The 13,966-nt window shown below is 62.2% G+C and carries 15 protein-coding genes and 2 pseudogenes; 3 read left to right on the top strand and 14 right to left on the bottom strand.

The features are described from left to right. The first annotated feature begins 446 nt into the window (after positions 1–446). The gene (locus SKC41_RS28630; RefSeq protein WP_330981083.1) at positions 447–1,001 is read left to right on the top strand and encodes a hypothetical protein; all 555 of its coding nucleotides are present in this window, start codon (positions 447–449) and stop codon (positions 999–1,001) included. A gap of 115 nt (positions 1,002–1,116) precedes the next feature. Here the strand turns inward: SKC41_RS28630 and SKC41_RS28635 are convergent, their stop codons facing one another. From SKC41_RS28635 to SKC41_RS28680, 11 genes and pseudogenes are all read right to left on the bottom strand, one after another. Next, positions 1,117–3,216, bottom strand: coding sequence for a heavy metal translocating P-type ATPase (locus SKC41_RS28635; RefSeq protein ID WP_330981084.1), 2,100 nt, complete (start codon positions 3,214–3,216; stop codon positions 1,117–1,119). Further along, positions 3,209–3,592 (bottom strand): ArsR/SmtB family transcription factor, encoded by a 384-nt coding sequence (locus tag SKC41_RS28640; protein WP_330981085.1) that lies wholly within the window; start codon positions 3,590–3,592, stop codon positions 3,209–3,211. Before SKC41_RS28640 ends, SKC41_RS28635 begins: the two co-directional genes overlap by 8 nt. 152 nt (positions 3,593–3,744) lie before the next feature. Next, the gene (locus SKC41_RS28645; protein ID WP_330981086.1) at positions 3,745–3,894 is read right to left on the bottom strand and encodes a hemolysin III family protein; all 150 of its coding nucleotides are present in this window, start codon (positions 3,892–3,894) and stop codon (positions 3,745–3,747) included. A 24-nt stretch (positions 3,895–3,918) separates the two neighbouring features. Then, on the bottom strand, positions 3,919–4,077 hold the full coding sequence (locus SKC41_RS28650) for a hypothetical protein (RefSeq protein WP_330981087.1): 159 nt from the start codon (positions 4,075–4,077) through the stop codon (positions 3,919–3,921). Positions 4,078–4,117: 40 nt separating this feature from the next. Then, positions 4,118–4,420 (bottom strand): annotated as a pseudogene (locus SKC41_RS31950) (hemolysin III family protein); the annotation flags it as partial. A 302-nt stretch (positions 4,421–4,722) separates the two neighbouring features. Next, positions 4,723–5,148 (bottom strand): arsenate-mycothiol transferase ArsC, encoded by a 426-nt coding sequence (locus tag SKC41_RS28655; RefSeq protein ID WP_330981088.1) that lies wholly within the window; start codon positions 5,146–5,148, stop codon positions 4,723–4,725. A gap of 15 nt (positions 5,149–5,163) precedes the next feature. Next, on the bottom strand, positions 5,164–5,775 hold the full coding sequence (locus tag SKC41_RS28660) for an arsenate reductase ArsC (protein WP_442931862.1): 612 nt from the start codon (positions 5,773–5,775) through the stop codon (positions 5,164–5,166). Positions 5,776–5,829: 54 nt separating this feature from the next. After that, positions 5,830–6,937 (bottom strand): annotated as a pseudogene (gene arsB, locus SKC41_RS28665) (ACR3 family arsenite efflux transporter); the annotation flags it as partial. Beyond that, positions 6,934–7,308, bottom strand: coding sequence for a metalloregulator ArsR/SmtB family transcription factor (locus SKC41_RS28670; RefSeq protein WP_330981090.1), 375 nt, complete (start codon positions 7,306–7,308; stop codon positions 6,934–6,936). The pseudogene arsB and the gene SKC41_RS28670, both read right to left, overlap by 4 nt. 99 nt (positions 7,309–7,407) lie before the next feature. Next, positions 7,408–8,652 (bottom strand): MFS transporter, encoded by a 1,245-nt coding sequence (locus SKC41_RS28675; RefSeq protein ID WP_330981091.1) that lies wholly within the window; start codon positions 8,650–8,652, stop codon positions 7,408–7,410. Positions 8,653–8,781: 129 nt separating this feature from the next. Continuing rightward, the gene (locus SKC41_RS28680; RefSeq protein ID WP_330981092.1) at positions 8,782–9,264 is read right to left on the bottom strand and encodes an ArsI/CadI family heavy metal resistance metalloenzyme; all 483 of its coding nucleotides are present in this window, start codon (positions 9,262–9,264) and stop codon (positions 8,782–8,784) included. 103 nt (positions 9,265–9,367) lie between these two features. Between SKC41_RS28680 and SKC41_RS28685 the strand changes: the two genes are divergently transcribed. Next, positions 9,368–9,727, top strand: coding sequence for an Rv2640c family ArsR-like transcriptional regulator (locus tag SKC41_RS28685; RefSeq protein ID WP_330981093.1), 360 nt, complete (start codon positions 9,368–9,370; stop codon positions 9,725–9,727). Between the two features lie 45 nt (positions 9,728–9,772). On the opposite strand, the gene pstA is transcribed toward SKC41_RS28685, so the two are convergent. Genes pstA through pstS form a run of 3 tightly spaced genes read right to left on the bottom strand, consistent with a single transcriptional unit; the run spans position 9,773 to position 12,977 of the window. Continuing rightward, entirely contained in the window at positions 9,773–10,657 is an 885-nt protein-coding gene (pstA, locus tag SKC41_RS28690) for a phosphate ABC transporter permease PstA (protein WP_330981094.1), read from the bottom strand. Beyond that, on the bottom strand, positions 10,654–11,697 hold the full coding sequence (gene pstC / locus SKC41_RS28695) for a phosphate ABC transporter permease subunit PstC (RefSeq protein ID WP_330981095.1): 1,044 nt from the start codon (positions 11,695–11,697) through the stop codon (positions 10,654–10,656). Before pstC ends, pstA begins: the two co-directional genes overlap by 4 nt. Continuing rightward, positions 11,697–12,977, bottom strand: coding sequence for a phosphate ABC transporter substrate-binding protein PstS (gene pstS / locus SKC41_RS28700; protein ID WP_330981096.1), 1,281 nt, complete (start codon positions 12,975–12,977; stop codon positions 11,697–11,699). The genes pstC and pstS overlap by 1 nt, the downstream gene beginning before the upstream one ends. A gap of 283 nt (positions 12,978–13,260) precedes the next feature. On the opposite strand from pstS, the gene SKC41_RS28705 reads away from it, so the two are divergent. Beyond that, the gene (locus SKC41_RS28705; RefSeq protein ID WP_330981097.1) at positions 13,261–13,935 is read left to right on the top strand and encodes an arsenate reductase/protein-tyrosine-phosphatase family protein; all 675 of its coding nucleotides are present in this window, start codon (positions 13,261–13,263) and stop codon (positions 13,933–13,935) included. Positions 13,936–13,966 lie beyond the last annotated feature (31 nt).

The raw sequence follows: 13,966 nt of genomic DNA on the forward strand, positions 1-13,966 counted from the left end.
TCAACTACCATCGACCACACTCTGCCGCCGACGGCCAACCACCAGCATCACGACTCACCACCGGCGTCACCAACGTGCTGTCCTCCTACAGCTAGTCGGTGGCCGATCGTTCATTCGGAGATTGATTTTCAGTTCGCGCTCGGCGGCGTCAAGGCACATGCAGGCGTTACCCGCATTCGCCTTGAACGCATGGTGCAACTTCGTGGCAGTCCGCGGTTCCAGGTCGACATCATGGGATGCCTCAACGGGACGCCGACCCGCAGTTCAGGGCGACGTTCAACCGGTCGGGCCAACAGCATTTGAACCTGCAACCACATGACCCCCAGTCAGTAAGCGTGATGCGTTCTCCCAGGTCAGACCGGGTTTCTTTCGGCAGCGCTGATTTCGCTCGAATGCGACACGGTAGCCGGCTCGGATACTGGCCGATTTCTTAGAATTCAGCGGCCTTGTGCACCACCGTCTTTCAATTCGATATGCACCGAAGCGAGACGGCGGGATCCCAGCCAGTTTGCGGATACGTTTGGCTCGTCTTGCTCGCGAGGCAGGAATCTTTCCACACGAGAGCGGAATTTATGAAAATCGGCATAGTCGTTGCGGCGACCACACTCCTTGCCAGCGTGCTGTCGCCACCAGCATCCCAAGCTGAGCCGCTCGCCGCGGCCGATGACCTAAAGATGAACGGTGTCTACCACTACGCCGACGAGGATGGCGATACCGGAACGTGGACGATTAGCACAACATGCAAGCCGGTCTGCGTTGCCCACGTCACGACCGGTCCCGGTGAAGGGTTCAACGCCCCGCTGATTGATGGTCGTTACGACGTGAAGCGGACGATTCCGGAGGGCGCGATCTGTGGCAACGATCTCAGCCAGCATCCGGTCACCGTGGATCAATGGTGGGACCCGTTGACGCTCAACGGGGTTGCGATCTTCTTGGACAGCACCGCACCCTGCGGCCTGAGCGATCCGAGCGACACCTTTACCCTGACAAAAATCGGCTAAGCTCGCCCACTTATCCGGTGCAGACCGCATCGGGCCGCTGCACACTGCGGGGCCCACCGCATTGGCCCTCCACCAAGCAAGTGCAACCTCGTGCGGGACCCAGTCGCCGACACGTTCAATTCTTCTCGGGTGCGCTTGGGTGACAACACGCGCACTCGTCACCGCAGCACGATCCCGGCTCACTTGGGGCGAGCCTGAGCGTCTGAACACCAACCGGCAATTCCTGAGTGGGTGTCCCGCAGCACGGATCACTTAGCGGTGGGGGTGCACCGATGTTGACATTGGGTGTCGACGTCAATTTGGACGCCGCCGCGACGACGCCCGGCAACGGTTGCGTTTTGGCGGCGCGGATGGCGTTGAGGATGACCAGCACTTCCGCGGCTTCGTGGATGAGCACCACTGCGGCCAATCCGAGTAGGCCCAACGCAGCAATCGGGATCAGGACGGTAATGATCACCAGCGACAGCACGATGTTCTGCAGCATGATCCGGCGAGCGCGGCGGGCGTGAGACAAGGTCTGAGGAAGGTGACGCAAATCCGCCCCCATGAGCGCGACATCGGCGGTTTCGATCGCGACGTCGGTACCCATGGCGCCCATGGCGATGCCGATGTCGGCAGTAGCCAGCGCCGGCGCGTCGTTGATGCCGTCGCCGACCATGGCGATCGGCTTACCGCGGGCCAATTCGGGCAGCAGTCGGGCTTTGTCCTCTGGCAGCAGGTCGGCGTGGACCGTAGTGATACCTGCCTCGCTAGCCAAGGCGTGGGCGGTGCGCGAGTTGTCGCCCGTGAGCATGGCGACCTCGAACCCGTTACGGCGCAACGCAGTAACGACGTCGGCGGCTTCTGGTCGTAGTTCGTCGCGCACCGCGATTGCGGCCATAAGGGCGCCGTCTCGTTCGAGCAGCACCACGGTTGCTCCGGCCCCTTGCAGCCGATCAACCTCGCTGCGCAGTGGTCCTGAGTCGATCCAACCAGGTTTGCCCAGCCGCAGCGTCGTCCCGTCGAGTTGGCCGGTCAATCCGTGCCCGGGGACGGCGGTGACTCCGGTGGCGCTCGGGATGTTGGTGTCTATGGCGGCCAGAATCGCTTGCGCGAGTGGATGTTCGCTGCGGGCTTCCAATGCCGCCGCTACCCGCAGAGCTTCGGTATCGGTGCTGTCACCGACGGTGATCGTGTTGATGACTTCAGGCCTGTTGCGGGTTAGGGTTCCCGTCTTGTCGAGCGCCACGGTGCGTATTCGACCCAGCGCTTCGACCGCCGCCCCGCCTTTCACGAGGGCGCCTTGCCGGCTCGCGGCGCCGATTGCGGCCACCACTGTCAGGGGCACGGCGATCGCCAAGGCGCACGGCGACGCGGCCACCAACACAACGAGGGCGCGCTGCAGCCAGACCAGCGGATCACCAAGCAGTGCGCCAAACACAGCGACGGCAACTGCCAGGATCATGATCGCCGGCACCAGAGGCCGAGCGACCCGATCAGCGAGGCGTTGGCCGGCGCCTTTGCGTTCCTGAGCGTCTTCGACAATGTGGACGATCCGCGCCAGCGAGCTATCGTTGGCGGCCGCGGTCACTTCGACCTCGATGGCGCCGCTGCCGTTAATGGCGCCGGCATGTAGCTGGTCGCCCGGGCCGGCCTCGATCGGCACCGACTCCCCGGTGATGGCTGATGCGTCGAGGCTGGTACGCCCGGCCGTGATCATGCCGTCGGTGGCCGCCCGCTCCCCCGGACGTAGCACCATCTTCTCGCCGACCGCGAGATCCTCTGGGGCCACGGTGATTTCGCGGCCGTCGCGCACCACTGTGGCTGTCGGTGGCACCAGCGACAACAGAGCGCGAAGTCCGCGGCGGGTCCGTGTCACCGCGTAGTGTTCAAGCCCCTCAGCGATGGAGAACAAGACACCCAGCATCGCCGCCTCGGCAAACTGGCCCAACGCGACCGCGCCCACCGCGGCGATCGTCATCAACGTCCCCACGCCGATGCGGCCATGCCGCAATCCGCGCAACGCACCTGGCACGAATGACGCCGCACCGGCCGCCGCTGAAGCGCATTCCAACACCGAGGCCACCGAAGTGCGCCCGAACGCCTCGATCAACCAGGCAGCCGCCAGCAGAACGGCGGCCAGCGCCGCCCAGTGCAATTCTCGAACCTGCCAGAGTTTTTCCGGCCCCGCCTGCGGTTGGTCAGCCTCGTCGCTTCCACAGCACGCATCAGACATCGTTGCGCTCCTTCACAGGTGACACGGAGAGGGTCATGACAGCCGAGGTGAGCTCCCGGCCCTGTTCGGTCAGTCGGTATATGACGAGTCGGCCGGACCGGCGGGAGGACACCAGCTTGGCGACTTTGAGCTGACGCAAGTGATGCGACACGAGGTTCTGCGCCTGACCCACCACCCAGGCCACATCGCACACGCACAATTCGTCACCCGTCAGCAAGGCCGTCGCAATCGTGAGTCGCGTCGGGTCACTTAATGCTCGGGCGCGCGCCGCGAAGGCCTCAATTCGATCCAAGGACGATAGCGACGCTCGAATCGACTCAGCATGTCGCAGGTCCAGGCACAAGAGGTCGCGAGTATCCAACGGAGACTGTCCCATCCTCATATGCTAACGAATATTGATATGGGGCGGAAGGTCTCCTCGGCATCGCTTGCCCGCTTTCCCCACGCAAGCGAAACGGCGGTGTGATCGGCTGCTCGCCGTCGGACTGGCGCAGTTCGCAAGTTCGCTGACTCGTCTGATTCATTTGTCTAGAACACCGCGAAACACATAGCGATGTAGTGGCACATCGCCGCGAGGACGGTGAAGGCGTGGGAGATGTCGTGATGGTGCAGCGCCGTCGGCCGCAGTGCATAGAGAACCCCGCCGAGGCTGTAGAAGGCGCCCCCGGCCAACAACATGACTAGCGCTACTGCGCCGGTGCTTCACAAGATCGTGCCGCTGTACTGCAGGATCGTGCCGGTGTAACAGATCGACGCCGACCTGACCATCACGCACAGCGGCGCCGCCACCCAGCGCGGCGCGGTCGGATAGAGCAGCGTGAGCGCAACTCCGGTCGGCGCTGCGCCCCAACTGGCGGCCACGACCAGATGTTCTGTGGGGTGCGGTAGGGCCAACCAGGCGAACGGGTGTGTGGCTGGCGGCGATGAATACGAAGATCATCGAATGGTCCAGCCACGTCCGCGCCCCGGGGTCGAGCGAGTGCCGGTTGACGCGTTGAAACATTGCGCTGATAGCCAATACGGCCACGATCGCGACGAGGTAAGCCAATGTCGCGAGCCCCGCCTGGTTGGACGGGACCGCCCACGCCACCACCAGCAATGCCACGGCCGCGATAACGGCCGCGGCCGCGAAGTATGGGATGGGCCCGCGGCGTGACCTCGACTTAGCCAGACCCAGGGCACGGCCCTCACCGCGGTGACTCATTCGCGCAAAAGTGCACGACGATCGCCATCGGGCTTGATGTCAACTATCCGCCGAAGGCCTCCCAATCGCTCCTGAACGTGAAGGCGGGAAATGGATTTGGCGATTTGGCGCTTGGCGGCGCCTCTCTCACACAAATTGAGGAAGAGATCGGGACAGCGATCGCTAGGAGGCCAACGCATCATAGACTTTCGCTGGCAGCGATGCCCAGCATTGGGCGTGCAGGCGCAGCTGGGCATGTGCCGGGCGGTCTAAAGTGGACACCCAGTCGCTGCCGATCGTCAGCTGTTATCGGGGCGGCGGCTCTACGTTGAGTCGGCTCGGATGCGGCCGAAGAGATCGGCAACACGTGTCGCGATGTCGTCGCGTACGAGGCGCATTCGTTCGATGCCGTCGATTCCGCGCTCGGAGGGTTCGTCGGTGTCCCAATTCTCGACGGTAATCCCGGGCGCGCGCTGGACCTTGGCTTCGCGCCCAATCGTGATCACGAAGTCGACATTCTGAAGGAGGTTTGGATCGATGGGTTTGGGTCTTTCGCCGGAGATGTCGACTTCGATTTCGGCCAGCGACTCGGCGGACAGGGCGTTGATGCCCTCGCCCGGCTTCGTTCCGGCCGAGTAGACGAGAACTGCGTCACCGGCGAGCTTGCGCATTAGGCCGGCCGCCATTTGCGACTTCCCGCTGTTCTTAACGCACACGAACAGCACCGAGGGCGGCATAGCTTCATCCATGGCTCTGCTCCTTGATTACCGCTGCGACTGTATGCCTAGTTCGGACAGCAGTCGGCGAACACGCTCTTCGATGTCATCGCGGATGGGACGCACGGCTTCGACCCCTTGCCCGGCGGGATCCACGAGTTCCCAATCCTCGTAACGCTTGCCGGGAAACAGGGGGCACGTGTCGCCGCATCCCATCTTGACGACGACATCTGCGGCCTGAACGATTTCGTCGGACCACGGTTTGGGGAACTCGCGGGTGATATCGATACCGACTTCCGCCATGGCCTGCACCGCAGACGGATTAACTTGATCGCCGGGTTCAGATCCGCCCGACCACGCCACTGCCTGGTCGCCCGCGAGGTGATTGAAGAATCCGAGAGCCATCTGTGAGCGTCCGGCGTTATGCGTGCACAAGAACAAGACAGTCGGGCGCGTGTCAACGAGTTGCCCGCTGACACGCACGCGTGCCGCGAGGCGTTGGCGCGTCCACCGTTCCGCTCGCGCGGTTAGCGATTTCGCATCGATGGCGCGACCGTTGAATCGTTCGCAAGAGGAGCGCAGCGACCGCTCGATATCGTCGCGGCCGACGTGCTCGCCGAACTCGGCGTGGAGCCGATCCGTAACGTCCTTCGGGGCCAGTTGCTGGTCGCCTGATTGATGCCCGAGCTGGTCTGTACTGGGTGACGGCGAGCTATCGGTCATGGTGTGCTCCGCTGCCCGGCACGGCGTTCGAAGCATCCGCGGCGAAACGTCGCCGCAACGCCAGAGAGACGTAGACGAGTCCGACAAGCACTGGTACTTCGATGAGAGGGCCGACGACTCCGGCGAGAGCTTGCCCGGAGGTCGCCCCGTACGTCGCGATTGCAACAGCTATCGCGAGTTCAAAGTTGTTGCCGGCAGCCGTGAAAGCCAGCGTGGTTGTGCGCTGATAGCCCAAGTTGAGCGCCGCCCCCAAGAGGTATCCACCGCCCCACATGATGGCGAAGTACGCCAGCAGCGGCAAAGCGATTCGGGCGACATCGAATGGCCTGCTGGTGATTTGATCGCCCTGTAAGGCGAAGAGAATGACGATAGTGAATAGCAGGCCGTACAGGGCCCAAGGGCCGATAACCGTGAGAAACCTGTTTTCGTACCAGGTTCGGCCCTTGGCCTTTTCACCGAAACGCCGCGACAAGTACCCGGCCAGTAGAGGGATACCAAGAAATATCACTACCGACTTGGCGATCTGCCAGGGGGAGGTGCTGATTGTGGTCTGCGGTAAGCCGAGCCAGCCCGGCAGGACTGACAGATAGAACCAGCCCAGGACTGCAAACATCACAACCTGGAAGATCGAGTTCAATGCAACCAGCACCGCAGCGGCCTCGCGGTCTCCACAGGCGAGGTCGTTCCAGATGATCACCATCGCAATGCATCTCGCTAAGCCGACGATGATCAATCCGGTGCGGTATTCGGGCAGATCGGGTAGCAGAAGCCACGCCAAGGCGAACATCACGGCGGGCCCGAGTATCCAGTTCAAAATCAGGGAGCTGAGCAGTAACCGTCGGTCGCCTGTTACCGAGTCCAGCTTGTCGTAGCGGACTTTGGCCAATACCGGATACATCATTACCAACAGGCCGAGTGCGATGGGCAGCGAGATGCCGTCGACCTGGACGCGCTCAAGAGCAGTATTGAGCCCCGGTACGAGCCGGCCCAACAACAAGCCGGCGCCCATCGCGATGCCAATCCAGACGGGCAGGAATCTGTCCAGGAGCGAAAGCTTTTCGACGACGGCGGGATGACCGTGCGACTGGGTGGTGGTCATGCCGACGCCTTCGCCGCGGAAACGTCAACTCTGAGTACCGTCGACAAGTTCGTCAATGCCTCCGGGACGACTGCGTAGTACACCCAAGAGGCGCGGCGTTCGGAGGTCAATAGCCCCGCATCCTTGAGGACCTTGAGGTGATGCGAGATGGTCGGCTGGGTTACGTCGAATCCCTCAGATACGTCGCACACGCATGCCTCGCCGCCCGCGCGGCTGGCCACCATGCTGAATAGGCGCAGTCGGATCGGATCAGCCAGTGCTTTCAGCTTGGTCGCGATGTCGGCGGCGGCCTCTGGTGAGAGCGGCTCGGTTACTAAAGGCGCGTACGCGCACACGGACGCGTCTGGAAGCGGAAGCCGTGATTTAGACACTCATCTATATTGATAGATATCGAACTGAAACGCAACCCGCCGGGCGTAGTGAAGAGCGGTCGTCGGCGCCAGACGATGGACTCAGACGCACGCGCAAGTTTAATCCGCGTGAGCACTCGGCGACAGATGCGGAACATCGCTGTCATCGGAACGAGCGGGAACACTGGCCAAGCCGATGACGGCTCCAAGAGCTCCGAAAGCGCCAAGCGCTATGAACATCAAGCCATATCCGCCGAACCAGCTCGCCAGGGCGGCACCGATCCACGGACTGGTCGCGGTGGCCAAGGTGACGGGGGCGGATAGGACGCCGTTCAGATGTCCGTAGTGGGTATGACCCCAACGTTCGGTGACGGCAGTCGCTTGTAGCAGGGTCATGATGCCCCGCACGAATCCGGCGAGAATCGCCATCACGATCAGCGGCACCACCGAGCTGAAAATTCCGAGTAGTGCTGTCGTCACCGCCACTCCTGCCAGAATCGATGCCACTCGCGCCCGTATGCCGAAGCGGGCGATCAGCGTTCGGTAACCGAGTCGGCCGAACACTTGTCCGATGCCGCCCAGGCCGAGCGCCGTGGCTGACATGCGCGCGTCGATACCGTGCTCGGTCATCAGCGGCACGAGGTTGACGATGACCGAGTAGGAGGCCAACACAGCTACGGTGAGCGCGACTGCCAGTGCAACGAACGGGCGACTCCGCGTGATTCGGCTGGGTGGTTCGCTGATGTGCAGCCCGGGCGCGGCCGGCCATGGGTGGCGAAGGCCAAAGAAGTGCGCCGGAATGGTCACGGCCGCCAGTAGCGCCGCGAGGGCGAGATAGGTTGTGCGCCAATCAAGTCGATCGGCCAGGGCGGCGGTCAGTGGCGCAAACACCGTGCTCGACAGCCCCGCCACAAGCGTCAGAATTGTCAGGGCGCCAACGTGGCGGGGGCCGAACCAGCGTGTCAACGCCGCGAACGCGGGCGGATACAGCACGGCGGCCATGGCCACTCCTGCCGCTATCCATGCGGCCACGAACCACGGAAACGTCGGAGCCAGCGCAACGCCCACCACTGCAAGTGGGCCGGCCACGGCGCCGGCGGTCATAACGCCACGCGGGCCATGTCGATCCAACCATCTGCCCACGATGACGCCGACGAGTGCCGAGGTGACCAATCCACCTGAGAACGCCGCGGTGACTGCTGGAGGGGACCAACCAGTTCGCGCAGAAATCCGGACCGATAACACCGAAAAGGCGTAGTACAAAACGCCCCAACTCGTAATCTGGGTCAGGCACAAGGCAATTAGCGTCCAACGCAGACCGCGCTCGTTCGTCGGATTGGACTGCGTCTGAACTTTTTCAGACATGGCGTGGTCGGGGTTGTCGCCGCAACCTGGATCGAAATGGCCTGAGCAAGTGCACCGATTCGACCGTGCAAGACAGTTGCGCACCCTCACTGACAGATGCGCAACCGTTCGCGCACGCGATCTGACTGATCAGCAGCACGACGTCGTGCGGGCCGCCTGCTCCGTCTCCTCGGAGGATGCGCCGCCGCAGCAAACCCCACCTTCGGCAGTGCCGCCATCCGAATGCTGTGGGCTGGTGCCGAAAGTGTCGGAATCGGCTAGCACGGTATAAACCTCCCACTTCTCGCCACCCGGTCCGGTAACCCAGACCTTGTCTTGGGTGGCGAAGCAGCACGTCGTTCCGATTTCCTCGTCGGTGAACATTCCCTCACCCTGCAGGCGGGCGATCTCCTCATGCACCGTATCGCTGGACTGGACCTCGACGCCGAGGTGGTTGAGGGTGCCGCCTTGCCCCGGGTTCTCCAGGAGCACGAGCTTCAGCGGGGGCTCAGCGACGGCGAAATTGGCGTACCCCGGCTTGCGTTTCGCAGGCTGGATGTTGAAGAGCTTGGAGTAGAACAAGATTGCCTCGTCGAGGTTGTCGACGTTGAGGGCGAGTTGGACGCGCGACATGAGAGTGAACCTCCATAGGTGTGAGACATGTATCGAAACCGTCTGACGTCCCCAGCTTGCCACCTTTTTGATATATGTCAAATCCCTGTGGCAGAATGGTGGGATGCCAAGAACACTGCCCGTGATCGACATTGCCGCGCCGGTATGTTGCTCGCCGCTGGCCGCTGGGCCGATGAGCGATGACGATGCGTTACGGGTAGCTCTGCGACTCAAGGCGTTGGCCGACCCCACTCGGGTCAAAATCATGTCGCTGCTGTTCAATTCGTCTGCTCGCGAGGAGAACACACGTGATCTCGCAACTGTTCTCAAATTGAGCGAGTCGACCGTCAGCCACCATCTCAGCCAACTCCGTACGGCGGGGTTGGTGGAATCGGATCGCCGCGGCATGAGCGTCTACCACCGCCCTCATCGAGATGCGATGGCAGCCCTCTGCGCGGTTCTCGACCCGAATTGCTGTAGCTGACGTCGTGAACGCCAATAGCTTTGGCGTTGTAGGGTTTTGCGGTTCTCAGCGTCCCTGGCTGATTGTGGAACGGCGAGCGATGAGCCGAGCCGCCAGGGTGAACAGAAGCACCAACGCGACAAGCGTCAGGGCGCCGGCCCAGGCCCGCGCTTGAGCCGCTTTGAAGCCAGTGATGGCGTTGCCGAATATCTGTAGCGACAAGGTCGACATCCGTTTGTCCGGGTTGAGTTCCGTGAACAAATCGTTGCCCAACGCCGTCAACAGGAGTGGGGCCGTCTCGCCCATTGCTCGTGCGACGGCGAGCATGATGCCGGTAATGATGCCCGAGCTGGCAGTGGGCAGAACCACCGCGACAATCGTGCGCGCCCGGGTGACTCCGAGCGCAAGTGATGCCTCTCGAATCTCGTTGGGCACGAGCCGTAGCATTTCCTCAACCGATCGGATGATCAGCGGGAGCATGATCAGGGCCAGGGCGATCCCACCGGCGATGCCAGAAAAGCCGAAATGCACTACCCAGACTGCGTATACGAACGCACCGGTGACGATTGTTGGGATCCCGACCATCACATCGGTCACGAACCGCGCATACCTCGCCAGGCGGCCGCCGTATTCGACGAAGTAGATGGCGGCGGCGAGTCCGATCGGAATCGACAGCACGGTCGCGATCCCCACGATGATGATGCTGCCGATGATGCCGTTGACGAATCCACCCCCCGGCTGAGCAGGGTTGCCCGGAGGAGTTTGAGTGAGAAATTCGGGCCCTAGGTACTTCAGTCCTTCGGCGGCGACATAGCCTAGGACCCATAGCAATACGGCGATGGTGGCGGCCATCGTGGCGGTCAGAAGAGCGGTCATCGCCCAGTTCGTGAACTTGCGCCGGCGCCCGGTACGTGCGGCTTCGATGCTGAGCGTTGGTGCGGTGACCATCATGCGATGTGTTCACCCGCGCGGCTGACGACCCACTTGCCGATGAAGTTGACCAACAGTGACACTGCCAGCAGCGCGCTGGCGACGACGAACAGCGAGTCGAGGTGGTAGGGCTGGTTGGCCTCGGTGAATTCGTTGGCGATGACGCTGGGCATGGTAGCTCCTTGGGAGAGAATGCTTTTGGGGAGCGACAAGACGTTGTTGCCGATCAGCATCGTGACGGCGATGGTTTCGCCGAAGGCGCGGCCGAGACCCAAGATGGCGGCGCCGGTGATGCCGGCGCGGGAGCGGGGAATCACGGCGAGTCGCAGCATTTCCCATCGGGTGGCTCCGAGCCCGAGTGCCGCCTCCTTTTCGGCCACGGGGGCCGTAGCAAATACCTCGCGGCAGATGGCGGTCACGATCGGAAGGACCATGATTGCTAGGACGATGCTGGCCGAGAACACCGAGTAGCCGAAGAACGGACCACGGAAGATGCTGCCGATCACGGGGAGCACTGATAGCCGGCTCAGTGTGGTGCCGATCGGTGTGATCACAGGCAGCAAGGCGAACACGCCCCAGAATCCATAGACGACGCTGGGGATCGCGGCAAGCAGATCGACTAGCGACGACAACGATCGACGCATCCGTTTGGGAGCCACATCTGTGATGTAGAGCCCCAGCGCAATTGATACGGGAACGGCGATGAGCAGCGCGATGGCCGAAGTCACCAGCGTTCCGACGACAAATTGCAAGATCCCGTACGGATTGGGGTTTCTGGATTCAAGGGTTGCCTCTGACGGCGCCCACCGGTCGGACGTCAGAAATCCCAATGGGCCGTAGTGAGTAAGTGCCGGCCAGGCCTGAAAGATCAGGTAGAGCGCGGTCCCCGCCAGGGTCAGCATCACGAAGACGGCAGCGCCCGCCGTCAGCGATCGGAACGTCGCATCGCCTCGGTGATTTCGCGCAGAGAAGTGGAGGTGGCGTTTGACGGGCCGATCGGGGAGGAAGGCCTTCGTCGCACGGGCCGCTCCACCTTCTTCAGCGCTGCACGCCCGTGTCATTAGCCCAGCGGTGCTCCGGCAATCGTGATCATTTTCAGCCGTTCAACGGCCCTCTCCTGCAGATCTTTTCCGAGCGGCGCGTAGTTGACCCGCGCTACCTCGTCCTGGCCGTTGGACAGCACCCAAGCGAAGAAGTTGACCACCGCCTTGCCTTTGGCGGCATCAGGTTGGTTGACGTACACCAACGCATACGTCGTTCCCGTGATCGGGTACGCATTCGGGTCAGCACCGTCGGTGAAGCTGGCGCGCAGATCCGGAGGGTAAATCGTGCCTACGGTGCCCTGGGTGATGGTGGCGGTGCACGCCTGAATGAAGTTGCCGGCCTTGTTCTTCACTTGGCCATATCTGAGGTTCTGTTGGATGGCGTAGGCCAGTTCTACGTAGCCCAGACCGCCTTCGGTCTGATTGACAACACCTGACACGCCTTCGTTGCCCTTCCCGCCGATTCCGACATGCCACGCGACTTCCTTGCCGAAGCTTTTGTCGGATCCGCCCAGGGCACGGACCCAAGTCGGGCTTTCCTTGGTGAGGTAATCGGTCCATACCGCGGTGGTGCCGGATCCGTCGGAACGGTGTGCGACCGCGATGGGTTCGTCGGGAAGGTTGATTCCGGGATTAAGCGCCTTGAGGGCGTCGTCGTTCCATTTGGTGATTTTCCCGGCGAAGATCTTGCCCAGGGTTTCGCCGTCGAACTTCAGGCCGCTGTCCACGCCTTTGACGTTGTAGGCGGGGACGACGGCACCGAGCACCAGCGGGATGTGCAGGATGGGCCCGCCCTTCGCCGCGGCGAGTTCGCTGTCTTTCATCGGCGTGTCTGACGCGCCGAAATCGACTGTGGCTGCGCTAATTTGCTGAACGCCCCCACCGGATCCGATTGATTGGTAAGCGACTTGGACGCCGTCGGTGGTGCTGTAGTCCTTCGTCCATATCGACATCACCGGGGCCACAAATGTAGAGCCCGCTCCCGACAACGTGTTCGCGGCTCCGTCCAGTTTCTTGATGGGCAGACGATAGTCGGGTGTGGTGGCGAAGTTTTGGCCGCAGATCTGGCCGGCCTGCGCGGCCTGGGTGGTGTTTTGGCCTACATTGTTGGTGCTTCCGCATGCAACTACGGCACTGACGAGAAGTGCGGCATTGGCCGCACTCGTGAGGGCTTTCGTGATCATCGATCCTCCACTCAAACGTGTTTCGAATGTTGCGGCCATGTCAGCTGCCGGTGTAATCACAAGGCCGCCGAGACAAGAATGAGCAGTGGTCATCGTGCTGCCGAGTTGAGCCATCGGGCCCCAGCACCTCTGAGAGATGCTGCGGCGCGGCCTGATTAACTCGGTGATACACCCATGAAGCACGGCGTTCGCCGTCGAGTAGGCCACAGCTCTGCTGATCGCTCACGGGCAACCGCGACTTCGACACGGTTCGATATTGATCGCTGTCGAATCCGCGATCAAGCAAACAGTGGGTTAACAGGTGACGGGGTGAAGCGCAAGAGCCGATGGCGAGATCCGCCAATCATCATCCCTATCTTGACCTATCGTCGGTCACTCAGTAATTATTGACTTAATTATGATTGAGCTATCTAAGGATGCGCTTCGCCGAGTTCAGGTCCACGCCGCTTTGGCGGACCCGGGGCGGCTAGTGATCGTCGATCGATTGATGCTTGCGGACTCGTCACCGTCCGAGCTCCAAGCCGTGCTGGAGATGTCATCTAGCCTGATCGCGCACCATCTTGGAGTTCTGGAGGGTGCAGGCATCGTGCGCCGTGTCCGCTCGGAGGGGGATCGACGTCGCAGCTATCTGCAGCTCATTCCTGAGTCGCTGGACTTGTTGCTGCCCTCAACGTCCCGGCGTGCCAAGCGGGTGGTGTTTGTGTGTACCCAGAACTCGGCGCGCAGCCAATTGGCCGTTGCTGTATGGAATCGCCGTAGTTCACTGCCCGCAACATCGGCCGGGACTCGTCCCGCCAAGAAAATACACCCGTCGGCAGTTGCCGCGGCAAGGCGTCACAAGCTGTTGATGCAGCCCCAGGTCCCGCGCCATCTAGACGAGGTTGTCAAGCCTAGCGACGTGATCATCGCCGTCTGCGATAGTGCGCATGAGGAACTGCCCGCGGACAGCCGGCGCCTGCATTGGTCCATTCCCGACCCGGTGCGTACCGGCCGGACGGGCGACTTCGACCGGGTCGTCGATGAATTGACCGTTCGCATCGATCATGTGGCCCCAACCTTGAGGCCGCGCTAAATACATTCCGTCGCAGCGTATTCCACTAATA

The organism is Mycobacterium sp. 050128, from assembly GCF_036409155.1.
Lineage (GTDB): Bacteria > Actinomycetota > Actinomycetes > Mycobacteriales > Mycobacteriaceae > Mycobacterium.